The organism is Luteibacter sp. GL_149, from assembly GCF_057834065.1.
In genome coordinates this window covers 3,034,491-3,058,964 of record NZ_CM174395.1, presented here as the reverse complement: position 1 = coordinate 3,058,964, position 24,474 = coordinate 3,034,491, and the positions used below count along the sequence as shown (strand labels likewise).

At 60.5% G+C, this 24,474-nt stretch carries 18 protein-coding genes; 14 read left to right on the top strand and 4 right to left on the bottom strand.

The window, feature by feature from the left end; genetic code table 11:
• Positions 1 to 29: 29 nt before the first annotated feature.
• From AC3IR3_RS13535 to AC3IR3_RS13515, 5 genes are read left to right on the top strand one after another with little or no spacing between them, the layout of a single operon-like run.
• Positions 30 to 5,474, top strand: a complete 5,445-nt coding sequence (locus AC3IR3_RS13535; protein WP_489192843.1) for a hypothetical protein — start codon at positions 30 to 32, stop codon at positions 5,472 to 5,474.
• Between the two features lies 1 nt (position 5,475).
• Positions 5,476 to 6,333, top strand: coding sequence for an RHS repeat domain-containing protein (locus AC3IR3_RS13530; RefSeq protein WP_489192841.1), 858 nt, complete (start codon positions 5,476 to 5,478; stop codon positions 6,331 to 6,333).
• A gap of 44 nt (positions 6,334 to 6,377) precedes the next feature.
• Positions 6,378 to 6,812, top strand: coding sequence for a hypothetical protein (locus AC3IR3_RS13525; protein WP_489192839.1), 435 nt, complete (start codon positions 6,378 to 6,380; stop codon positions 6,810 to 6,812).
• A gap of 60 nt (positions 6,813 to 6,872) precedes the next feature.
• Positions 6,873 to 7,733: an energy transducer TonB gene (locus AC3IR3_RS13520; RefSeq protein WP_489192838.1), complete on the top strand. Its 861-nt coding sequence runs from the start codon at positions 6,873 to 6,875 to the stop codon at positions 7,731 to 7,733.
• A gap of 41 nt (positions 7,734 to 7,774) precedes the next feature.
• Positions 7,775 to 8,500 (top strand): hypothetical protein, encoded by a 726-nt coding sequence (locus AC3IR3_RS13515; protein WP_489192836.1) that lies wholly within the window; start codon positions 7,775 to 7,777, stop codon positions 8,498 to 8,500.
• A gap of 57 nt (positions 8,501 to 8,557) precedes the next feature.
• Here AC3IR3_RS13515 and AC3IR3_RS13510 read toward each other — a convergent pair whose 3' ends face one another.
• Positions 8,558 to 9,493 carry a methylglyoxal synthase gene (locus AC3IR3_RS13510; protein ID WP_489192835.1) on the bottom strand — a complete coding sequence of 312 codons (936 nt, stop codon included), beginning with the start codon at positions 9,491 to 9,493 and terminating at the stop codon, positions 8,558 to 8,560.
• A 631-nt stretch (positions 9,494 to 10,124) separates the two neighbouring features.
• On the opposite strand from AC3IR3_RS13510, the gene AC3IR3_RS13505 reads away from it, so the two are divergent.
• The 3 genes from AC3IR3_RS13505 (at position 10,125) to AC3IR3_RS13495 (ending at position 16,245) form a co-directional block, all read left to right on the top strand.
• On the top strand, positions 10,125 to 12,959 hold the full coding sequence (locus AC3IR3_RS13505) for a TonB-dependent receptor (RefSeq protein ID WP_489192833.1): 2,835 nt from the start codon (positions 10,125 to 10,127) through the stop codon (positions 12,957 to 12,959).
• 28 nt (positions 12,960 to 12,987) lie between these two features.
• The gene (locus AC3IR3_RS13500) at positions 12,988 to 13,884 is read left to right on the top strand and encodes an aldose 1-epimerase (RefSeq protein ID WP_489192831.1); all 897 of its coding nucleotides are present in this window, start codon (positions 12,988 to 12,990) and stop codon (positions 13,882 to 13,884) included.
• Between the two features lie 90 nt (positions 13,885 to 13,974).
• Complete coding sequence (locus tag AC3IR3_RS13495) at positions 13,975 to 16,245, top strand: alpha-galactosidase (protein ID WP_489192830.1); 2,271 nt, start codon at positions 13,975 to 13,977, stop codon at positions 16,243 to 16,245.
• A gap of 84 nt (positions 16,246 to 16,329) precedes the next feature.
• Here AC3IR3_RS13495 and dgoD read toward each other — a convergent pair whose 3' ends face one another.
• The gene (gene dgoD, locus AC3IR3_RS13490; protein ID WP_489192828.1) at positions 16,330 to 17,478 is read right to left on the bottom strand and encodes a galactonate dehydratase; all 1,149 of its coding nucleotides are present in this window, start codon (positions 17,476 to 17,478) and stop codon (positions 16,330 to 16,332) included.
• 88 nt (positions 17,479 to 17,566) lie between these two features.
• Entirely contained in the window at positions 17,567 to 18,304 is a 738-nt protein-coding gene (locus AC3IR3_RS13485; RefSeq protein ID WP_489192826.1) for a FadR/GntR family transcriptional regulator, read from the bottom strand.
• 305 nt (positions 18,305 to 18,609) lie between these two features.
• Here AC3IR3_RS13485 and AC3IR3_RS13480 point away from each other — a divergent pair, with 305 nt between their 5' ends.
• From AC3IR3_RS13480 to AC3IR3_RS13465, 4 genes are all read left to right on the top strand, one after another.
• A complete protein-coding gene (locus tag AC3IR3_RS13480) occupies positions 18,610 to 19,584 on the top strand; it encodes a TolB family protein (protein ID WP_489192824.1) in 975 nt (324 codons plus the stop codon).
• 107 nt (positions 19,585 to 19,691) lie between these two features.
• Positions 19,692 to 20,783 (top strand): sensor histidine kinase, encoded by a 1,092-nt coding sequence (locus AC3IR3_RS13475; RefSeq protein WP_489192822.1) that lies wholly within the window; start codon positions 19,692 to 19,694, stop codon positions 20,781 to 20,783.
• Entirely contained in the window at positions 20,780 to 21,535 is a 756-nt protein-coding gene (locus tag AC3IR3_RS13470; RefSeq protein ID WP_489192820.1) for a LytR/AlgR family response regulator transcription factor, read from the top strand. Before AC3IR3_RS13475 ends, AC3IR3_RS13470 begins: the two co-directional genes overlap by 4 nt.
• A 154-nt stretch (positions 21,536 to 21,689) precedes the next feature.
• On the top strand, positions 21,690 to 22,661 hold the full coding sequence (locus AC3IR3_RS13465) for a TolB family protein (RefSeq protein ID WP_489192818.1): 972 nt from the start codon (positions 21,690 to 21,692) through the stop codon (positions 22,659 to 22,661).
• A 20-nt stretch (positions 22,662 to 22,681) separates the two neighbouring features.
• Here the strand turns inward: AC3IR3_RS13465 and AC3IR3_RS13460 are convergent, their stop codons facing one another.
• Complete coding sequence (locus AC3IR3_RS13460; protein ID WP_489192816.1) at positions 22,682 to 23,173, bottom strand: MerC domain-containing protein; 492 nt, start codon at positions 23,171 to 23,173, stop codon at positions 22,682 to 22,684.
• Positions 23,174 to 23,229: 56 nt separating this feature from the next.
• On the opposite strand from AC3IR3_RS13460, the gene AC3IR3_RS13455 reads away from it, so the two are divergent.
• Together AC3IR3_RS13455 and AC3IR3_RS13450 are read left to right on the top strand one after the other, a co-directional pair.
• Positions 23,230 to 23,760, top strand: a complete 531-nt coding sequence (locus AC3IR3_RS13455; protein ID WP_489192815.1) for a ZrgA family zinc uptake protein — start codon at positions 23,230 to 23,232, stop codon at positions 23,758 to 23,760.
• Positions 23,757 to 24,473: an ABC transporter ATP-binding protein gene (locus tag AC3IR3_RS13450; RefSeq protein WP_489192813.1), complete on the top strand. Its 717-nt coding sequence runs from the start codon at positions 23,757 to 23,759 to the stop codon at positions 24,471 to 24,473. The genes AC3IR3_RS13455 and AC3IR3_RS13450 overlap by 4 nt, the downstream gene beginning before the upstream one ends.
• Position 24,474 lies beyond the last annotated feature (1 nt).

Below are 24,474 nucleotides of genomic sequence, written 5' to 3'. Positions count from 1 at the left end.
CCCTCCAGCGAGGGGAACAGGGGATATGCATGCGCAAGTCGGCTCGTGTCTGGGCGGCGGCGATGTTTGCCGTCGTTTTTGTGTTGTCCGCGGTCAATGCAGTCGCTCAGTCGGCGGTCACGCCGGAGCAGGAGTACAAAAAACGTATACACGTCAGCGAGGATATTTCTCCGCTTGGCGAGAATCCGTTTGGCGAAAGTATCGGCCTGTATAACGGTGCGCTGAGTTTCAACGAGACCGACATCAGTGCGACAGGCACAGGGCCTGGTATCCAGATATCTCGTTCGTTCTCCATTCCCGACGTCAATCCGGGAGTAGCGTTTCATCCCTTCCACGCCAATGCGTTCGTCGACTGGGCGCTGGATGCGCCGCACATCGAAACGCTGACGGCGCCAGAGAAGGTAACGACGAACGGTGTCGTCACCTATCAATGGTTCCTGCTCGACGATTTCTACGCGACGCAGCGCTGTTCGTCGCTGAGTACGGCGCCGTCGATGTATGTGTCGGTGCCGGGCTCCGTCGTTACTTATTCGTCCGACTCGTGGTGGCATGGCTATCAGCTGGCGATGCCGGGCAGCGGTTCGCAGACATTGCTTCGGCGCGATGCGTCGAATACAGCCGCCCCGCAGATGACGAACGCCGACGGCTCGGCTATTTCGTTCCCCATTGTCACCAAGGATAAATGGGCGGTCGGATGCCTGGCCCAGACAGCCAACGGTGTTGGCGGAGAAGGTTATCTGGCGGTATCCCCGGATGGCACGCGCTATTGGCTGGACTGGGTGACCTACCGCAGCGCGGATGCGGTCATCAACACCCCGGGTGCTGCGCTGAAGCGACGCACGCTGATGTTCATGGTGTCGAAGGCGGTCGATCGCTTCGGCAATACCGTGAACTACGGTTATGACGGCAACGGCAACCTGACATCGATTCAGGCGTCCGATGGGCGACAGGTTACGTTGAACTATGCTCAGTGGCAGGCGCCCACGGCCGACCCCGGCCCGTCGAACTCCACGCCTACGACTTACACCTCATTCCGCATCAGCTCCATCGTGTTGCAGCCAGCCAACGGTTCGCCGCGTACCTGGACCTATAACTACACGACCGACCCGACGCTTCCTCGCCTGAGCGGTGTGCAGTTGCCGGATGGGTCCGCGTGGAGTTTCAACCTCGGTGGCCTTCCCGCCACGAATTCGGAATCGTTACTTGAGTTCACGGGTGGGCAGGGGACGTGCTCCTATACCTCGTATCCCGCGGCATCGACAATGGGGTCGGGCACGATAACGCATCCCTCGGGCCTCACGGGTACCTTCACCGCGCAGACGATGATTCACTCGCGTTCGGATGTTTCCGAGGCCTGCGACAACGTCAATACCATCGGCAAGTTTCCGAACGTCTACGCGAATACGTCGATCACCCAGAAGTCGTTCTCGGGCGCAGGCATGGTCACGGCGACGTGGAACTACGCGTACTCGGCGATCAATCCGTCCTGGCACTATCAGTGCAGCGGCTGTTCGACGACGTCGTACACCGACATGGTCGATCCGGCGGGCAACACCACCCGTTATACCTTCAGTAATCGCTTCGACGCGACCGAAAGCCTTCTGCAGCGCACCGATCTTTACGCCGGCGCAGCGGGATCGACCCTGGTACGGTCGGAGATAACGACCTACGCCAATCCGACCGGCGGCCCATGGCCAGCGAAACTCGGGGCTTCACAGGAAATTGTCGTCAATGCGGCGCAACTGGGTGAATGGATTCCAGTGTCCCGCAGGGACATCCAGCAGGACGGCGACACCTATACGTCGCGTGTCGATGCGTTCGATGCCTTCGCATCCCCGACGACGGTCAGTCGTTTCAATACCTTCCAGCCCGCCAGCAGCATCCAGGAGACGACGTCCTACCTGAACGATCTGCCGCACTGGATGCTGGGTCTGCCGCAGCAGGTGGTCAATGTCTCGACCGGCGAAGTCGAAAGTCGGAACGTCTACAACCTGGGTAACGTAACCCTTCAGTCGCATGCGAAGTTCGGTCAGGTGCTGATGACCTATGGGTTCGACGCGCAGGGACAGCTGGCGAGTTTTACCGATGGAAACAGCAAGACCACGACATTAAGTAACTACAAGCGTGGCATACCGCAATCGATCGGTTATCCGGACAGCACGTCGCAATCGATTTCCGTAGACGACTTCGGACAGATCGCTTCGATCACGAATCAGCAGGGTCACACGACAAGCTACGTCTACGATGCGGTCGGTCGTGTCACGAACATTACGTATCCAGCCGGCGATGCATTGACCTGTGCGGGAGACGCGGGTCCGTGGAGTGCGAGGAATTTCTACTACGAGGCCGTTGGTTCCGAACGCGGTATTACCGGCGCTCACTGGCGGCGTACCGTCATTCAGGGCGCCAGGGTCCAGGTCACATACTTCGATGCCATGCTGCGGCCAATCCTGGCGAGCAGCTATCGGGGGGGCGACAACGCGTACGAGACGACGGTACGCAACGATTTCGACTGGCGCGGAAGCAAAACCTTCGTAGGTACGCCGCAGGCGGGTGTACCCGGCATCGGCAACTACTGGGCCGGTGTAGCTACGAATTACGATGCGCTGGCTCGCCCGTACCGATCGTTTCAGACATCGGAGCTCGGTGACCTGCTTACCTCGATGTCGTATCTCTCGGGCGCTCGCAAGCAGGTGACCGATCCGAAGGGATATATAACGACAACCGCGTATCAAGCCTTCGACGCGCCGTCTTACGACAACCCCATCCAGGTGACGGCACCGGAAGGCGTTACCCAGCAGATCGCGCGAGATATCTACGGCAATCCGACGTCCATCGCACAGTCGGGCCCCGGCGGCGCGATCGCCAAGACCATGGTGTACGACAGCTATTACCGGCTGTGCCGCACGACGGAGCCGGAAAGCGGCAGCGAAGTGATGGCGTATGACGCCGCCAACAATCTGGCCTGGAGTGCGTCTGGCCTGGCCATTACGGGAGCTGGTTGCGGTCAGGAGCAGGTAGCGACTGCCGCCAGGACGACGCGCGGGTACGACCCCATGAATCGCGTAACGTCGATCGTCTATCCCTCGGGGACGGATAGCAGCAGTTTCACCTACGACGCGCTCGGGAATATTTCGACCGCGACGTCGGGTCTGGTGTCATGGACGTACGGACACAACGATCTGGGTCTGCTCACGACGGAGCGGCTCGATGTCGACGGCCGCGAATGGACGCTTGCCTATGGATACGATCCGAATCAGGCGCTGAGCACTACGCAGTACCCGGATGGAAAATGTCTGGCCTACAACCCCGATGCTCTGGGCCGCCCAAACCAGGTGGGCACGTATGCGGGCAATGTCAGTTATTTCCCCGATGGCGATCTTCAGTCGTTCACTCTCGGGAGTGGCGCGAGCTACGTTGCTCAGAAGAATGCCCGGAACATGGTCTCCAATTTCTCCTATGGCGTCGGTTCAACGATCGCTGTCAGCGAGGATTTCGCTTACGACGCCAACGCCAATGTCACCTCGATCACCGATCTGACGAACGGTGGGCAGCGCACCAAGTCGCTCCAGTACGACACGCTCAATCGTCTGGTTTCGGCCACCGCGAGCAATCTGTGGGGTACCGAAAGTTATACCTACGATGCGCTCAACAATATCCGTAGCCTGACCAATACCAGCGGAACGAATACGTACAACTACGACGGCAACAACCTTCTGTCCTCGATCACCAATGGTGCGAGTACCGTCCATAGCTTCCAGTACGACCCACGTGGTAACACGGTAAGCAAGGACAGCGTGCCGTTGACCTTCGATCAGGCAAATCGCCTCACGTCCATCCAGGGAAAAGACAGCTACCTGTACGACGCGGCGGGACGGCGCGTGAAGAAGCAGCCGACTGGCAGCACGCCCGCGACTTACTACGCATATAACAGCGCGGGCCAGCTCATGTGGGAATTCGATCCTTCCACGACCAACGGCACGGACTATCTGTATCTCGGTAAGAAACTGGTCGCGATGACCCAAGTGGTAACGTCGGCCGTGATCGGTCATGTGGATGGCGTTGTGAATCCCACGAATCCAACGGCATCTCTTCAGGGCTGGACATGCTCCGATGGCTTCACGGACTCACTATCCGTTCGCGTTTACGTCGGCGGAGCGCCTGGCGCAGGCACGCTGCTCGGTACCTATACGGCGAATCTGGCGAGCGGAACCGACATCGCGGCGCAGTGCCATACCACCGGTAGTACGTACCGTTTCAGCGTCGACCTGACCGATGCGACTCGTATTGCGTATCCCAACGCGTCCATTTACGTAGTCGGCGTCGGATTGGCGCGTATCGGCGGGAGCGACGCGACATTGAGCGGGTCGGGAAGCTATACCGTTCCAGCATCTGTGTCTGCTCCGGCGCCTCCCTCGTCCGTTACGGCAGCTGTCGCCGGCAACCTGGCGAGCATTACTGTCAGCTGGCCAGTCAGCGCAACGGCGACAAGCTACTCGGTCAAGCAGCAATACAACGGGGCCTGGGGCACGGCGTTCAACGTCACGGGAACCAGTACAACGGTCAGCAATCCCGCCGATGGCGGCTATGTGTATAGCGTCAGTGCCTGCAACGCCAATGGATGCAGTGCGGCAACGAACTCATCGGCAGCGACCGTCGCGCATAGTCCACCCGCACCAGCCAGTATCAGCGTTCCCGGAACAAGCACCGGCATCGTCGGCGTCAGCTGGGCCGCCGCTACGTACGCAACCGTGTACGAACTGGAGCAGAGCCTCAACGGCGGTCCATGGAACGCCGTCTATCACGCAGGCGGAACGTCGGCGAGCATCAACGTCGGCGTCACCGCGAATGCCGTGTATCGCGTACAGGCGTGCAACGCCAATGGATGCAGCGCATTCATCAACAGCGGCACTGTGATCGTCACCGTTCCGCCGACGGCCGCACCGTCCATCTCCGGCGGTGGCACGAGTACGAGTGGCGCCTACACCATCGCTTGGAACGGTGTAGCAGGTGCGACGTACTACGTCCTGATTGAAAGCGCGAACGGTGGCGGATGGACCACGGTTCAGTCGAACGGCGCAGGCAGCTGGTCCACGAGCGGTCGCGGCAACGGTAGCTACGTGTATCAGGTGCAAGGATGCAACGCGGGCGGCTGCGGCCCATGGAGCGGGCAAGTCACAGTAACGGTAGCCCTCATCCCGCCCACGCCAACGGGGCTGACGCTAACCACGACGGGAAACTGGACAAAGCCCACCATCCATCTCACGTGGAACGCTTCTGCGGGCGCGACAAGTTACAACGTCGAATACACCAATCCGCCGTATGCACCGGTCGTTCAGAACTACACCACGAATGCGTACAACTTGCTGACGTATGCCAATGGTACGGTTGAGTACCGGGTGCAGGCGTGTAACGCGAGTGGATGTTCGGCGTGGAGTGGGTATGTCACGACGCAGTTGCAGTCGGGAGGTTGACATGTCCGATCGAGGCCTTGGACGTAATATGAATAGTTATTCTCAAAAGTGGGCAACTGGCATCATTCTAGTTCTGGCGTCTTTTCTGGGATTATTGCTGCCTGCGAGAGCAGAAACGGTTACGTACTACTACACGAATCCACAAGGAACGCCTCTCGCGACAACCGACGCGTTGGGAAATCTGAGGACAACTACTGACTTTCGGCCTTATGGCATTCAAGCACTTGGATTGCCTATGGCAGGTCCTGGCTTTACTGGGCATGTAAACGATGCGGATACGGCGCTAATCTATATGCAGGCCCGGTACTACGATCCCGATATAGGGGGATTTCTCAGCATTGACCCGGTGACACCTGTAGCCGGCAATCTATTTAATTTCGGGCGATACAACTACGCGGCCAACAATCCCGCAGTTTATATCGATCTGACCGGATCAAGCCCAGTGCCGCCGCCGATAGGGCCTTTTTCGCCACCTTCACCTGAACAAGTTCCTCAAGTTAGCGAAATTCCCGGAAGCATTCCGGGAGGGCCATGGACACCCGCGGGAGCGGGGCAACGACCAGGTGCGTTCTATGGTCCAAAGCAAGCTTCTGGACCTAAAGCGCAATTGGAATATGTTCCCAGCGAAAGCGATGGTGGGCCGCCGGGTTCAACGGGATACTGGAAAACTACGGGATCTGCTCAGAAAGGCTGGATACGATATGATCTGAACGGTGACCCCATAACGTCCGAACAAGCGCATCCCGGTAGTGCAACGCCATCGACGCCACCTGAAGTGCAGCCGCCCGAGGTACCGACAGAAATATTGCCGCCTGAAGTGCCGATGTTACCGCCAGAAATTCCAGAGATACTTATTTAGTGATTTATCTATGATTTGATGGATTATTTAGGGTTCGTTATGAAATGAATGGTGAAGAAGATTTCGAAAACTCATTTTGGCATTTTATTGAAGCCCTTCGCGTTCTCTCTCATTGTGCGGAAGAGCAGTGCGATGAAATGGGTAGTTATAATGCTGGATGGGAAATTAAGCACAATGTCGTGAGTGGGGCATCTGAGGTTTATTCTTTATCAGATACTCATCTAAATAATGATCAAATTGATAAAATTTTAGATTTAGTCGGTGACTTGAATCATCTTCCGCAAGAGGCCTTGGTCGCTACTTATATTTCTGCTTTAGATCGACCTGGGTGTATTACGGCTATGGAACATCCTTCTTGGTCAAGGCTTCGCGAGAAATCCCATTCTCTTCTCCAGTTATTGAAGCCGGCCATCTGTCGCAATATTGCGTACTTTAAGGCTGATAAAAAAAGATCGTGTGACGGGGACGGAGTGGACTAAGTCTTGCTCATCTGCACCCCATTCAAGGCATACTCCCTCCCACTAAAAGCGGGGGCGCGCATGAAGCGATACGTACCGGGGATGATTTGTATGTTGCTGGCGGGACTGGCGGTTGCGGCCGGGCCTGGTGCCATTCGCAAGCAGATCGAGGCCAGCATGCTGGTGACGGGGTCGATCGATGTGGCTCCCGATGGCACGGTATCGAAATATGTTCTCGACCGACAGGACAGGCTATCGCCCGAGGTCGTGACCCTTATCCAGCGCAGTGCCGCGATATGGCGGTTCAAGCCCGTACTGGCGGACGGCAAGGCCGTTCCCGCGCACGCGAACATGAGCCTGCGTCTCGTCGCATCCCGGCAGGACGACGGCAACTATGTCGCCCGGGTTAAGGGCGCGCATTTCGGCGACGACGTGCCCGGCGAAACGATCAGCCAGAAGAAGCAGCGCCCGCCTGAATATCCGCGACCGGCGATTCAGGCGGGCGTGGCGGCATCCGTTTACCTGCTGATACATGTGGGACGCGATGGCCGGGTGACCGATGCGGATGCGGAGCAGGTCAATTTGCAGGCGGTGGCTTCGGACGCGGACATGCGTGCGTGGCGGAAGCTGTTTGCCAATGTGTCGAAGCAGGCCGTTCGCGAGTGGACGTTCAATCTGCCGACTCAGGGCCCGCATGTCGCCGACGCCGGTTGGGTGGCGCGGGTGCCTATCCAGTTCCGTCTGCGGAAGAACGGTGTCATCGAGGATGACTACGGTGTGTGGCAAGCCTATGTGCCCGGGCCGAAGGAAGCTGTCGTATGGCTGGGGCCGACCGGAGGGTCGGAAGACGAAAAGAACGGCGTTGCCGACGCGTTGCCGGATGGCGGCGTGTATCTGGTCGGTAGCGGTCTGACATTGATAACGCCGCTCGATCAGTCCTGAGCGGACTGTTCAGCCCATGGCGGCCATGACGGGAGTAAGCGATGAAACCTCTGGGTCAGCGTTTCCTTGTTATTTATTCCGGCGTACTGACCGCTGTATTCGCGGTTACCGTGCTTAGCGGATTCGTATCGTCGCCGAAGTCGATGACTCTCGAACAGCTCGATGTGCAGCGGATCGACGTGCGCGAACCCGATGGTACGTTGCGCCTGATTGTGTCCAGCAAGGGCAAGGCCCCCGGGGTTTTCGTCAAAGGCAAGGAATACCCGCATCCAGCGGGTCGCCGGGAAGCGGGAATGATCTTCCTCAACGACGAAGGTACGGAGAACGGCGGCCTGACTTTCGGCGGCGAGAAGGGCAAGGACGGCGTGAAGCGTTCCGGCGGCCATCTCTCGTTCGACGCCTATGAGCAGGACCAGAGCATGGCTCTCGATGCTCAGCAGGAAGGCAATCGAAGCTCGACGAAACTGCAGTTCACCGACTATCCGGATTACTCGATCATGGAAGAAATAAATCTTTTCCAGTCGATGAAGGATCTACCGAGAGATCAGCAAGAAGCCAGGTTCAAGGCGTTCTTCGCCGAGCGGGGCGGTCCGACTCCCCGCATGATCCTGGGTCGAAATGCCAAGGACGGTAGCGTGACGCTGAACATGGCCGACATGAAAGGCAACCCACGCATCGTGATGGAGGTCGCGGCGGATGGTACGCCGTCGCTGCGGATGCTCGACGAGAAAGGCAAAGTCGTCGGAGAAATGCGTCCGGGACACTGACCCGGTTTCGGTCGTACTTGCTCCGGTTGCGATCTTGCCGGAGCAATCCTCGTGGCATCACGGTGTCAGGAGCTTATCGCCCGCAGGATGGGTATCGTTACCAGAATCGGTGTGGCCCGATAGCCATTCCACACGATGCTGGGCGATACCGGCCCATCGTCTGGCCAGGGCGGGGGATGTCATGCACACCGTATGGTCGGTCACGGCGGTGACGGCCCGGTCCAGTAACTGGATGTCCGATTCGTGCTGACGTGCCACGTGCGGGTCTTCGAAGAAGATGACGCGATGGCAGCGGCGCTCGAAAACCAGGTTCGCAATTTGCGCGTCGCCGCCCAGCGGACCGCTCAGATAGCAGTCCGTCCAGGGAGTGCCCGATGGCCAGCCCCTATCCCAGGCCAGTTCGTTCAGAAGCTTGCCGGTCGTGCCGGTGGCTACGCGGCGGCCGAAGCGCGAAAGCAGCTGGAAATGATCCGAAACGAAGGACTGCATATGCGGCTTCTTCGCATCGTGGGCGACAAGTGCAAGGGTTTGCTCCGACAGCTTGTGAAAGCGATCGGCATGACGGTCGGGCGTCAGGCCCGCGCCGATGCGCTCCATTTCGAGCCAGTCGTCGGCTGACGCCACCGTCGAAATGAATGGCTTGTGATGCACGACGCACTGACGTTTGAGAGCGATCGCTTCGGGATAAATCGACGACGAGTCGACCGGATCGACCAGATAGATCACGCCGTCGAGTGCGTGAGGCGATTCGTCGGGCTCGACTATCCCGGCCACGAGCTTTACCAGGCCACCGTCGCGACCGCAGGGATAGCGACGCATTGCCGGGTAATTGGACAGCAGCCCGGCACGGATAACCGCATCGTAGGTGCCGCCTACGGCATGAAGCTCGAGGCCGAGCTCACGGATGCCCGTTTCGCTGTGGCGTAGCCAGCGAAACAGCGCCGAATGGTCGCCACTATGGTGCGACCGGTTAGCCACAAGCCCAATGCGCATAGCTTCCAACCTTTCGAAAAGGTATTAAGAAAAGCGACAGCATCAACTTGCAGCTTCTTCCGGACCGTGCCCTGGCAAGTCCGGGTGCAACAAACGGAGACATCCTGTGGGGTGTCTGGGCGAGGCGGCAATATAACTTCGGTTGTAGGGGAAATGGGTCGTTCCTGGCACGTTGTTTGGGTGGCCGGCAGGACGACGGACGATCTGCCGTCGTCGCAAAAGAACCCTGTCTTAATTGGCGCTCTTAATTGGCGCTTCGCCGCCGGCCGCCAACTTCCCGCGCCCGGCTCCGCATGTTGCGCTGCAGCTTGCCGCGCCTTCAGAAATTACTATTATCCTACAATACGACAATTAGACTTAAGCATGACCCCAGTCCACGCGGCTGAAGCGTAGAGGAAGGCGACCTAAGCCTTCCGCTTCACGATGGATGAGGTCATGGGGGTGGGCGGAGATAGGCGTTCCCAAGCGGTGGACTTTGTGCTGACCGGATAGTTCCGGCGGTGCGCGATGCGTGCGAGCGATAAGGCACGTTTCATGGTCGGACTGCAAACGGCTATGCCGCGTTGGGGCCGATGCGCAGTGGCGAAGCCGGTGCGGATCTCAAAAAATCAATCAATAGCAGGGGCTCGACATGCAGCGAAAGATACTGGCGCTTTCCGTGCGCAACGCCTTGGTGGCGGTGATGAGTGCAGCTTGCGTCATCGGCTACACGAATGCACATGCGCAGGACGCCCCGGCTGGCCCGGCAAAGAGCGACACCGCATCCGCATCGTCTCCCACGGGCGAGCAGGATGCCGCGACCAGGGCCGATGCCAAAAAGGTAACCGACCTGAATGCGATCGCGGTGACCGGCCAGATCGGCTCGCTGTACCGTTCACAGCTCACCAAGCAGGATTCGAACGGTATCGTCGACTCGGTGTCGGCCGAAGAGGCGGGCAAGTTTCCCGATCAGAACGTCGCCGACGCGCTGCAGCGCGTACCCGGCGTCTCGGTCAATCGTAGTGGCGGCGAGTCGAACCAGATTACGGTTCGCGGCTTCGGTCCCACGTTCGTCAACGTCCTGCTCAATGGCCGCACGATGGCGTCGGCATCGTCCGATCGCGCGTTCAACTTCGACGTGCTGCCCTCGGAAGTGATCCAGCAGGCGGTGGTGCAGAAAACCAGCTCCGCCGATGTCGACGCGGGCGGCATCGGTGGCACCGTTAATATCCTTACGGCGCGGCCGCTGGACTTCAACGGCTTCCATATGACAGGAAGCGCGGCCGGCGTTAACGACAATATCGGTGGCGGCCTTTCGAGCAAGACCACGCCCAAGGTCTCGGGCATGATCGGCGACAGCAACAAGGATCACACCTTCGCCTGGCTGGCCTCGTTCGTCTATTACAAGCGCGATCACGTCCAGCAGTCGGTGGATACATTGGGCTGGCTGACCAACCAGGATTTCTCGCGGATCAATCCCGGCTATACCAATATCGCTTTGCCGCAGACGCTGCAGGGTCAGGTCACCACGGAAACCCGGACGCGTAAATCGTTCAACGGTGCGATCGACTGGATTCCGTTCGACAACCTGACGGTAAAGCTCGATGGACTGGTGTCGGAATACAAGATCGACTCCAAGTACAACGCTTTCGGCTTGTTCACCAATACCGGCGTTATCCAGTCGATCACGCCCAATGCCAACGGCACGGCGCAGCATTTTACGGAGAACGGCAGCGGCGGTATGTCTAACGACTATGCCGAACAGTCCAATCCGCGCGATGCGATGAACGAGCAGTTCGGCGCCAATATTTCCTACAAGATAAACGACTCGACCCAGATCGACTGGGACACGGCCGTGTCCAAGGCGTGGAACAAGCAGTCCGCGAACGGCTATTTCGTGGTGCTGGGCACGCGCAATATCGGGGTGAACCCGTCGTGGACGAACAACGGCGCGAACAATCTGCCCAGCTATACGGGCAACCTGTCGCCGACCGACATCAACACGCTGTATGCGCACGTACCCAATACGGGCACGCAAAGCCCGAACGTCAGCGACAGCATTCTGCAGAACCGTCTGCACCTGTCCAAGACCTTCCTCGACGGCACGCTGTCGCAGCTGGACTTCGGCATCGAACGTTCCGACCAGTCCAAGACCCAGGTCACTTACAGCCAGCCGGGCAGCTTCGGCTGTTCCGAGTACTGCGGTTATGTCGTCCCCGTGCCGGCCAGCGCCGTCGATGCGCATATCTACAACGCCGGCAGCCTGGTAAATGGCGTGTCGCCGGGCTTCCCGCAGCAGTGGGTGGCGTACGACGTCAACAAGCTGTTTGCCTATCTGGCGACACCTGCCGCATACAACCAGTTACCGAATCCCGAAGCGTTCAAGGCCATCCTCGATGCGAACGGCGGCTTCGGCGCACGGCCCGATCCCAATACGTATAGCCGGATCCGCGAGCGTATCGAGTCGGCTTACGCCATGGCCAACCTTCAGGGCGACTGGGCGAACATGCCCTGGAACCTGAATCTGGGCGCGCGCTATACGAAGACGAGCACCACCTCGTCGGCGTATTCGGCGCCGATCGTCGGGATTGCCGTCAATCCCAACGATCCCACCAATGCGATCCCGACCTACGGTCCGTTGCAGCCGATTTCCCGCAAGGGTAGTTACTTCAACTGGCTGCCGTCGGCCGCTTTCAAGCTGAGTTTGCGCGATGACCTGATCTTCCGCCTTGCCGCATCGAAGACGTTGACCCGCCCGGACCTTGGCAATCTCTCGGCTGCGGTGTCCTATAACTTCCGTCCGCAGAACCAGACGGTCGAGCAGGGCAATACGGGGCTGAATCCGTATACGTCGAAGAATCTGGATACCGGCCTGGAATGGTATTTCAGCGATACCAGCTACATCGCGCTCGATGCGTTCTACAAGAAGGTCAGCAACTTCAGCACGCTGATTACGCGTTCGACCTCGATCCTCGGATTTCCGTTCCAGCTGACCGAGCCGGTCAATCTGAACAGTGCCGTGATCAAGGGTGCGGAGTTCACCTTCAACTATCAGTTCAAGCAACTGCCGTCGCCGTTCGATGGCCTGGGTGTGACCACCAACTACACCTATGTCACCAGCGACGCGTCGATCAGCCCCAACATCATCTCCACCTCGGGCAAGTTCGCGGTGCCGGGTATCGGCGATTCGGCCAATGGCACGATCTACTACCAGAAGGGGCCGCTGGAACTGCGCCTTGCGTATAACTGGCGCGACAAGTACCTGGCATCCATCGCTGGCGGACAAGGCCAGCCGACCACGGTGAAGTCGTACGGGCAGCTGGATTTCAGTGCCAACTACAAGATCAACGATCATGTTTCTATCTTCCTGGACGAAACCAATCTCACGAACGAAACCATCTCGCAGTACCAGGTCTATCTGGACCGCGAGAGCTATGCCGAAGCCAATGGGCGGACGCTCTTCATGGGCATTCGTGGATCGTGGTGAGCCGGGCGACGGTCGGAGATAGCCGCTCTTGCTACATCTGAAAAACGCAAGACTAAGCGTGCGGGTACTGCCCGAAGCCGGCGGCAGTCTCGCCGGCTTCGACTGGTGCGGACGAGCAGAGCCGATTCCCCTGATGCTTCCGTACGATCCGTTGCTTGCGGCACCGGATGGCCAGCTGGATCCCAACCAGCTGGCCTGCTATCCGCTGCTGCCATGGAGCAATCGTATTTCGGGCGGCGGGTTCGACGTGGACGGCCGTCGCGTTTCGTTGTCGCCCAACCGCGACGACGAGCCGCTGCCCATTCACGGCAGTGGCTGGCAGCGCGTGTGGCAACCGGTGCGTCACAGCGAGCATGAAGTTGTCCTGGAACTGACGGAAACGACACCGGACGCCTATTCGTATCGGGCGAGCATGCATTACGCGCTACGCGACGATGCCTTGCATGTCGATCTGCGGGTGACGAATACCGGTTCATCCGCCATGCCCTTCGGCCTTGGCCTGCATCCCTTCTTTCCGCGGCATGGCACCGTGGATTTGCTCGCGCCGGCATCGCAGGTCTGGATCAATGATGGACATTCGCCGCTGCCGGTGGCTCTCGTCGATGTGCCGACCGCCTGGGATTTCAATCGCAACCGGGCATTACCTGCGGAAGGGCTGAACCATTGTTTCCGGCCGTGGACAGGGAGTGCCGTCATTTCGTGGCCACGGGTGGCGCTTCGCCTGCACGTGGAGGCGGATGTCGATGCATTCGTGCTTTACACGCCCGCCGATCGGGAATTTTTCTGTTTCGAGCCGGTGGACCATGCGATCAATGCCGTCCATCTGCCGGGCGGTGCGGTGGCGAACGGGATGACGCTTCTGACACCACAGGCCAGCCTTGCGCGCCGCTTCGTATTTCGCGTGGTCGACGATGATCTGGTATGAACAATTCTCTCAATAAGTAACTACGGCACGGCCGCGGCCCGGTCGGCATGCGAGGCGGCAACGCCCGACGATCCAGAGGATAGACAAGTGATGCGAACGAAGACGACCATTGTTGCCGCCATGCTGGCGCTGGGCACGTGGGTAGGAAGTGCCGTCACGACGGCTGAAGCCACATCGGCGTTCTCGCAACAACAGGGCTCGCCGATTCGCTACGACGCCGAACACCGGGTCTTCCGGATCGACGCGGGTAAGGTCACTTATGCCTTTGGCGTGAATGGCGACGGCATACTTCAGACCCTCTACTGGGGATCGCGGCTGGCGACGGACGATCCCATCGGTCCGGCCACGGTGCATAAGGAACGCTCGTCGTTCGATCCCGTGGGTGCGAATACGCCGCAGGAATACGCGGGTTGGGGCGGGCCGATCACGGTCATGCCCGACCTGAAACTGCATTTCGCCGACGGCAATCGCGACCTGATACTTCGCTACGACAGCTACAAGATCGAGAACGGCAGCCTGCAGGTCACGCTGCGTGACAGTAAAGCCGATGTGACGGTGGCACTGCGTTACATCGTCGATCCGGCCACCGGCATCATCGGCCGTTCGGCCCGGATCGAAAACCACGCAGCGCAGCCGCTGACCATCGACCGTGCCGCGGCGGCCAGCTGGAACCTGCCGCCTGCTACCGATTATTCGCTGCGGTATCTCACGGGCACATGGGCTGGCGAGTGGCACGTGCGCACACGGCCAGTGACGCCGGGTGCCACCGAGCTGGAAAGCCGGCGTGGGTCAACGGGCGACGAAAACAATCCGTGGTTCGCCATCGCACGCGGTGCCGAATGGAACGAGTCGCACGGGCGTGTCTGGTTCGGTGCGCTGGCGTGGAGCGGTTCGTGGAGCATCCACATCGATCAGGACATCCTCAGTCAGGTACGCGTCACCGGCGGTTTCAATCCATTCGATTTTTCCTACCGGCTCGAACCGGGGCAGGGCCTCGATACGCCGGTGTTCTACGCTGGCTATACCGACGAAGGCATCGGCGAAGCGTCGCGTCTTATGCATAAATTCGAACTGACGCGCATCCTGCCCGCCAGTTCGAAACTGAAACCGCGGCCCGTCCTTTACAACTCGTGGGAAGCCACGGAGTTCAAAGTTCACGAGGCCGATCAGGAGCGTCTGGCCGAAAAGGCCGCGAAACTGGGTGTGGAACGCTTCGTCGTCGATGACGGCTGGTTCGGCGCACGCAATAGCGATCATGCGGGGCTCGGCGACTGGACGGTCAATCGCGAGAAATTCCCGAACGGCCTCAAGCCGCTGATCGACAAGGTACATGGGCTGGATATGAGCTTCGGTATTTGGGTCGAGCCGGAGATGGTCAATCCGGATAGCGACCTGTATCGCCAGCATCCGGATTGGGTACTCAATTTCGAGGGACGGCAACGCAGCGTGGCGCGCAATCAGCTGGTGCTGAACCTGGCGCGCGAGGATGTGCGCGCGTACGTGTTCAACATGCTGGATGACCTGCTCAGCAAGAACGACATCCAGTTCCTGAAATGGGATTACAACCGCAACTGGTCCGAACCGGGCTGGCCGCAGATGCCGCCCGAACAGCAGCAGAAGGTGTACGTCGCCTACGTGCAGAATCTTTACGACATCCTGCGCCGGTTGCGCGAGCGCCATCCGAACGTCGAGATCGAGTCCTGCTCGGGTGGCGGCGCACGCGTCGATCTGGGCATCATGGGACTGACCGACGAAGTGTGGCCTTCGGACAACACCGATCCGTCCGATCGCCTGTCGATCCAGGACGGTTTCTCGTATGCGTATGCACCGGCCGTGATGATGTCGTGGGTGACCGGTTCGCCGAACTGGGTCAACGGACGGCGCAGTTCGCTGGACTTCCGTTTCCTGGCATCCATGCAGGGCGGCCTGGGTATCGGCGCGAACATCCTGGAGTGGACGCCCGCTGAGGATGCCACCGCGCGAGACTACATCGCTGCCTATAAGGGCATTCGCGAAACCGTGCTGCATGGGCGGCTGTACCGCCTGCTGTCGCCGCAGGATCGTGCACCGCAATCGGCGACCGAATCGGTAGCGGCCGACGGCAGCCAGGCCGTTCTGTTTGCCTTCCTGCGTCAGGGCCAGGAGGCGCTGGCTTACCCCACGCTCTATCTGCAAGGCCTGGACGATGCGGCGCAGTATCGTTATCGACTGATCCACGGCAAGGTCGCGGCAGGCACGCCTGCGGTCGCCAGTGGGGCGTACTGGAAGCATCACGGTATCGACATCGAACTGCGCGGCGATCTGGACGCCGCTGCCGTGGTGTTCGAGCGCGTCGGTGCACAGAAAAAAGGCGGTCGCTGAGCGACCGCCTTCGGGAGTCATCCGGTCGTAGGTGACCGGATGACTCATTCGATCCTGCGTCTTCCATCCGGCAAGTCGCTTCGATCACCACTCCGCGACGCTGCCGTCCGCATGGCGCCACTCCGGGTTACGCCAGCGATGGCCGATCGCCGCGCGTTCGGTCACGTACTCTTCGTTCACCGTGATGCCCAGGCCCGGACCCTGCGGAATGGTGACGTAGCCATCTTCGTAGGTGAAGACGCTGCGGTCCGAAACGTAGTCGAGCAGGTCGTTGGCTGCGTTGTAGTGGATACCCAGGCTCTGCTCCTGGATGAACGCGTTATGACAGACCGCGTCCAGTTGCAGGTTGGCGGCCAGCGCGATCGGACCGAGCGGGCAGTGCAGCGCGATGGCCACGTCGTACGCTTCGGCCATGGCGGCGATCTTGCGCGTTTCGGTGATGCCGCCGGCGTGCGAGGGATCGGGCTGTAAGATGTCCACGCCACCGATCTGCAGCACGCGTTTGAAGTCGTAGCGCGAATACAGCCGTTCGCCGAGCGCGATAGGCGCGGGCGAAATCGCCGCCAGTTCGGGAATCGATTCCAGATGCTCGGAGAGCACCGGCTCCTCGATGAACATCAGTTTGAATGGCGCCAGTTCGCGCATCAGCACCTTGGCCATCGGCTTGTGCACGCGGCCGTGGAAATCCAGGCCGATGCCGACGTGCGGTCCGACCGCATCGCGCACCGCTTGCAGGTTTTCGAGTACGCGTTCGACCTTGTCGTAGGTATCGACGTACTGCAGTTCCTCGGTGGCATTCATTTTTACCGCGGTGAATCCGCGAGCCACGGCATCCTTCGCCGCCTTGGCGGTGTCGGCCGGGCGATCGCCGCCGATCCACGAGTACACGCGGATGCGATCGCGCACCGGGCCGCCAAGCAGCACGTGCGCGGGCTGGTTCAGGTCTTTGCCCTTAATGTCCCACAGCGCCTGGTCGATGCCCGCGATCGCACTCATCAACACGGGGCCGCCACGATAGAAGCCGCCGCGATACATCAGATTCCAGAGGTCTTCGATGTTGCGCGGATCCTTGCCGATCAGATAATCGGACAGCTCGTCGACCGCCGCGGCGACGGTATGCGCGCGACCTTCCACTACCGGCTCGCCCCAGCCGCACAGGCCCGCATCCGTGTCGATACGCAGGAACAGCCAGCGCGGCGGCACCAGGAAAGTAGTCAGGCGGGTGATCTTCATGCAGTGATTTCCAGAGACATGGGCGATATGGCCGTCCAGCCAGTACGCGTGCGGGTAAGAGTTGCCTCTTCGAGGCCGATCGGTTTGCTCATGAGGCCGAGGCTTTGTTGCCGGCCTGCTTGTTGCTGGCCTGATGGCGGCGGATGTTGTTGCGCGAGTCGTCCACCATCTTCACCATCGCCTGGCGCGCCACCTCGGGCTGGCGGCGACGGATCGCCTCGTAGACCTTCAGATGCTGGGGCAGGGCGAGTTTGAAATTGGCCGAATTGCTCGCCGACAGTACGAAATAGGTGCCAAGCGCCGTTTCGATGACCGAGAACAGCGACGTCATCAATTCGTTATTGGTGGCCTGGAGCATGCTTTCGTGGAAGGCCAGATCGGCTTCCGCCCAGGCATCGAGGGTCTCGGATGCATCCATCGCATCGTAAGCGGCCTTGATAACGGCCAACTGCTCCGGCGTGCGCCGGCGCGCAGCGGCGGCGGCGGCGGCGGGCTCGATGATCTCGCGCATTTCCACCAGCTTCTCGACGAAACTTTCCGTCGGCATCGACGCGCAGCGCCAGGCAAGCACGTCGGCATCGAGCTGGTTCCAGTAAATGGCTTCCCGCACCCGGGTGCCCGTTTTCTGGCGGGATTCGATCAGGCCCTTGGCCGAGAGCACCTTCATCGCTTCGCGTAGCGCGGTACGACTTACGTTCATGCGTTCCGCAAGCAATTCCTCGCGTGGCAGGCCCTTGCCCGCCTCGAGCTCGCCACTCACGATCAATCGCCCCAATTCCTGAATTACCTGGTTGTGCAGGCTGCGTACGGCAATGGGTTTCACCATTCGCTCTCTCCTTGGGGTGAATAGCCTCGCGGCGGAAGCGGCCGCGTCGCGACGGACCGTTGCCGTGAAGGTTGGACGAAACCCGGAAGTCTGTCAGTAGTGGATGTAATTTATACTACAAATTCATCGCCGGGTAGGGTTTCAGGTTGCTGTCCGCGTCGTCCGCGGGTTGGCAAGACCGCTCACCCGCCGATCCGCACCGTTCGTCACGGCGGACGCACCAGCCGTCACCGGACGGGCGACGTCGTGCCGGGCCTCACGCTAGCTTGCATGTCTACGCGGGACTGAGCGACGAAGGAACGGGCATGCAATTATCGATGGGGTTCGCGACGGCGGCTGGCGTTATGGCTTTCTTCGGCGCGGGTAGCCCGGGCCATCCGCCGGCCGCCCCGGTACCCGCCGTCTTCGCACCGGGCGTCATCTCGGGACCGGCCGACGATGCCGCGCCGGCTTTCACGCCGGACGGCAGGACGGTCTATTTCATGCGTGGCACGGACGACCGATCGACGCTGATGGAGTCGCATCTCGACGGTGGCTGGTCGGCTCCGCGAACCGCGCCATTCTCGGGGCATTGGCGGGATCTCGATCCGGCGATGGCTCCGGACGGTTCGTTCCTGTTGTTCGTTTCCAACCGTCCGGCCGAGGCGGGCGGTCAGCCTGTCGATGCGACCGGCACCGGCAAGCGGAGGCCGGGTCTTGGCATGAATATCTGGCGCGTCGATCGTCGGCAGAAGGACTGGGGCACGCCGGTGCGCTTGCCGGATGTCGTGAACGCTTGCGGCATGACCTTCGCTCCGAGCATCGCCGCGGACGGAAGCATTTATTTCATCGGCTGCACCCCACCGGATCTGGGCCTTCACCTGCTGCGATCCCTGTACCGGGATGGCCGGTACCAGACACCTTCCCCGGTGTCGTTGGGCAACGCCGGGGCACAGATACGCGATCCGGCGATTGCTCCCGATCGCTCGTATATCGTCTTCAGTATCAAGCACAATCTCGCGCAGCCTTATCGGCTGGCTATCGCGTTCCATGGCCGCGACGGCTGGGGCAAGCCGCTGGATCTGGGCGATGCCGTCAACAGCGGCACGCATAGCATGGGCGCCCAGTGGGGGTGCGATCGCCGGACCCTCTATTTCTATAGCGACCGTCGTTTGCCGTCCTCCGGTCCGGACGGTGCGGCGACATGGAACAACGGTGGCGATAACATCTGGCGTGTATCGTTGACCCCATGGCTGGAAGCGCACGGTGCGAGACCATCCGTGGTGTGCGCAACGGGCTGACCGATGGCGGAGGCGGGATCCGCCATCGATGTCTTTGGGCACTTCCGGCAGTCGGTCCGGGCTTGCAAACTGATCGGCAACCGGTGGACGGCATCCACGAGGATCATGTGTTCAACCGCATCGCATCGCTACGCTGGAAGACCTGGGGGCTGGTTTTCGTCTTCTGGACGATGCTGGCTCTTTCTTACACGGCCAGCATGGTGATTTCCTCGATCAGCGAAGGGTCGCCAGTCGCCTGGTCCCGTCCGCTCACATGGAACCTCACCAACTTCTATCTCTGGATGCTGCTGACGCCGCTGGTCGCCTGGCTCGGGCGTCGCGGCGGCGGCCACGGCTGGGCGCGTTTCTGGGCCGTGCATGTGCCATGCAGCGTTGCGATTTCCGCGATCCAGGTAATGATTTTGATGTCGATTTACTGGCTGCTTTGCGGGCCGCCCGCGTCCAGGAGCGACATGTCCTTCGCTGCGTTCGCACGCATGCAGTCCGTCTATAACGTCCATCTCGGCTGGATTACCTATTGGGTGCTGCTGGTGGTGTTGCGCGGGATGGAATCGCAGCGGCGGCTGCGCGACGAAAGACTGCGCAGTTCGCAACTGGAAACCCGGCTGGTGCAATCGCAGCTGCAGACGCTGCGTGTGCAGTTGCAGCCGCATTTCCTGTTCAACACGCTCAACGCGATTTCGGCGCTGGCGCTGGCCGACCCTGTGCAGGCACGGCTGATGATTGCGCGATTGAGCGACTTCCTGCGGCTTACGTTGGAGGAACGTCATGCGCAGCAGGTACCGCTGTCGCGCGAACTGGAATTCCTGGAATGCTATCTGGGCATCCAGCAGGTACGTTTCCAGGATCGGCTGACCACGCACTTGGATATCGCCGGCAATACGGTGCATGCGCTGGTACCCAACATGATCCTGCAACCGCTGGTCGAGAACGCACTGCATCACGGCCTGCTGGACAAGCCCGAGCGCGGCACCCTGCATATCGTCACCCGGCGCGATGGGGACGAGCTGCGTTTGCAGGTGGACGACGATGGTCTCGGTTTGCCGCCGGATGGCCCGAAGGACGGACTGGGGCTTGGCAATACCCGCACCCGACTGGAAATGCTGTTTGGCACGGCGGCGACACTGGAACTATGGAACAAGCCGGAAGGGGGGACACGGGTGGAGCTGCGTTTTCCGTTCCGGGAGCAAGCAACGTGACTTTGCCATCCATCCGCACCTTGCTCGTCGACGACGAAGTGCTGGCTCGATTGGCCCTGCGCCAGGCGCTGGGTTCGCATGCGGATGTCGAGATCGTCGGCGAATGCGGCAATGCCTTCGAAGCCCAGCAGGCCATCAAGGCACTCGATCCAGACCTGTTATTCCTGGACATACGCATGCCGGGTATGGACGGATTCAAGCTGTTGCACAACCTGAATCCGGGGACGTTGCCGATGGTGGTGTTCGCCACGGCTTTCGGTCAGCATGCCTTGCGCGCGTTCGATGCCAATGCGCTGGATTATGTGCTCAAGCCGATCGATCAGGCCCGTTTCGATCAGGCCATGACCCGCGTACGGCAACATTGGCAGGGACTGCACGCGGCTTTAGCGGGGAGCGTTTCCACCGTTCGTGCCACGCCCTATCTGCAACGCATCAGCGTGCACAGTGGCGAACACATACGCGTGATTGCCACGGCCGATATCGACTGGATACGTGCCGACGGTAACTATGTGCACATCCATACCGGCGGCAAGGCGTATCTTCATCGCGAGACCTTGCGACATCTGCTGACGACGCTCGATCCCGCGCGGTTCCTGCGTATCCATCGCGGTACCGTGGTCAATATCGAGCGCATCCGGGAAGTGCATCCGCTGTTCCAGGGCAGTGCCGAAGTGGCGTTGTACGACGGGACGCGGCTCAACCTCAGCCGGCGCTTTCGTACGCAGGCACGCCGTGCATTGGGCATGCCCTGATACACGTGGCTGCGGCCACATGCACCGTTCGCCCCGGCCATCCGGCCGCTTGTCCCTCGGCGGCGACCACCGGTCACAAATCGGCTGCGCCTAAGCGTTCCCAGCACGATGCTGTGGATCGACAAAGCATCCCCAAGCGGGAAAGGAAAGCAGCATGCGATTGAACACATTCGTTCTGGCCATGTCGTTGGCGCTGGTCGCGGTATCGGTCAGGGCTGGCGAATTGCTTGGCCCCGGCATCATTTCCACCGGTCAGCAGGAAACGTCTGCCACGCTTACGCCCGATGGCAACACGCTGTTCTTCATGCGCTCGGATTTCGCCGAGAAGGACGACACCATCCTGGTCTCGCATCGTAGCGGGGGCCGTTGGTCGGCACCGGAAGTCGCCTCGTTTTCAGGGCAGTGGCATGACTCCGAACCGGCGATGTCCCCGGACGGCAAGCGTCTGTACTTCGTGTCCAACCGTCCGGTTCATCCCGGCGACGCGCCGTTGATGGCGGAGATAGGTGGGCAGCGATTTCCCGGCACGAATCTCTGGTACGCCGAACAACGGGCGGACGGGGGCTGGGGCGAGCCGGTACACGTGGACGGTGCGCTCAACGACGGCGCGATGCTTTACAACCCAGCGGTGGCGGCCAACGGAAATATCTACTTCTCCGCGCACAGGGACGACTCTGGAAAGCTTTATCAGATATATGTCGCACGTCGCACAGCGAACGGTTACGCAGCTCCACAGTTGCTGGACCTGGGCGACATCGGCCGCAATCGCATGGATCCGGGCGTGGATCCCGAGGAGCGATTCCTCGTCTATGCCGGCAACGAAGGCGATTCGCTGGGTAGCGCCGATATCTACATCGTATTCCGCGATGCGGATGGAAAATGGGGCAAGCCAGTACATCTGCCCGGCGAGGTCAATAGCGCGTCGCTGGAGAACGCGCCCTCTGTCGGTCGCCACTTCGGCGAACTCTATGTATCGAGCAATCGGCAGGACGAGATGCGATTCCCCAAGCCGCGCGACACCGCGGCTTCTTTGCAGGGACGTCTGCAAGGCCCGCTCAACGGGTCGCGCAATATCTGGCGTTTCGATATCGCCGACGTATTACGTGCGCACGGTATCGATCATTGACGGAGGATAGGGTGCGTCGATCACGGTTGCCGGGACGTTTCCATCGATGAAACCGGGGGCGGCGGTATGCGCGGCCCCCGGTTTTTTTCCTGCCTGCGAAGCATCCGCAGATTGACGAGATGCCCGGTGACCAGAAGGGCGCCACCCAGGACGACGCCTGCGATGTGTACCCAGCCGCCGACCAGCATGCGCCCGTACCACGCCGCGACGAGCGATACACCACCGCTGCACGCGATCAGCGAAGGGTAGGGCGAGCGGTGCCATCGGCATCCGTGAGCCATGGCGAACGCACTGAGGAACAATCCGAATCCAATGAACCACGGCTCGAGACTGATCAGTCGGAGGAGCGCCATGGCTATGCCCCGGTTAGGAGCATTGAACGAATACAGTGCGATAGAGAGGGAGGGGATGGCGAAGAGCAGGAGTGGCAACGCAAAGCAATGAACAGCGCAGATCACCGCCCACGTGGCGGCGATGCGATCAAGCGCGACGGACGGGGCGTAGCGGGGCATGGACAACTTGAATATCTTCCGATAATGTAACGTTATAACATTGCATCAAGTGACATATGAGAAATTCCATCGCGGCATTTCTGTGGGTGACCAGCATCGCCGTCGCTTCCGTACGCGCTCAGGATGTCCGTCAGCTCGGCCCCCACGTGCACGGGCAGACACGCGTCCAGGTGGTGGTCGACGGCGATACGCTCGATGTTTCTCTCGTCATTCCGGGAGCGGATGCGGTGGGTTTCGAGCATCCACCAGCGGGACCGGTGGAAGGGGCGGCATACAAGAACGCCGTGGCAAAACTGCATGCCTCCCAACCATGGCTGCAGCCTTCGGCCGCGGCGGCATGTGTGCCTGTGTCGGTCGAGGTCACCCCCCATGGCTACGGGCAGGATGCAGTCGTTGGAATGCACGCCGAGCTGGAAGCGACTTATCGATTCCGCTGCTCGCATGTATCCGCACTGGATGCCATCGACGTGCGACTCGTCGACGTGTTCCCGGCGACGCATACGATCGTTGCCGATGTGCTGCTGCATGACGGAGCCCTGCGTCAGGAACTCGATCCGGGCATGGTCAGGATCGACCTCAAGCCATGATTCCGTGGGGTGCCGTGCCGTTGCTGACCTGCCGCGACCTGCGTTTCTCGTGGCCGCGTACGCATGCCACGCTGACGATCCGCGATTTTCAGGTGGGGCAAGGCGAGCGTGTTTTTCTTTGCGGGCCGAGCGGCAGCGGCAAGAGCACGCTCCTCGGACTGATCGGAGGCGTTCTGCAACCGCAGGGAGGGGAGCTTGTCGTACTCGAACAATCCCTGTCGGTTCTTACGCCAGCCCGGCGCGACCGGTTCCGCGCGGACTTTCTCGGTTTCATCTTTCAGCAGTTCAATTTGCTGCCGTTTCTCGATCCGGTCGAGAACGTCATGCTCGGCTGCGCGTTTTCACCTCTACGGAAGGCCCGCGCCATGGCGTCGGGCCGGACGGTGCGTGACGAAGCGCTCCGGCTCCTGGTCGCCCTTGGTCTGGATGCGCGCATTCTCGAACGACGGGGCACCGGTCAACTCAGCGTGGGTCAGCAGCAGCGCGTGGCCGCCGCGCGTGCATTGATCGGTGGGCCCGATCTGGTGCTTGCCGACGAACCGACATCGGCACTGGATGCCGCTACGCGAGATGGATTCCTTCGCCTGCTGTTGGCCGAATGCGCGCGTCATGGTGCGGGACTGATTTTTGTGAGTCACGACATGGCACTCGCCAGCCAGTTCGATCGGGTCGTTACGCTTGAGACCTCCCCTTCGCGGCAGATGGAGGCATGAG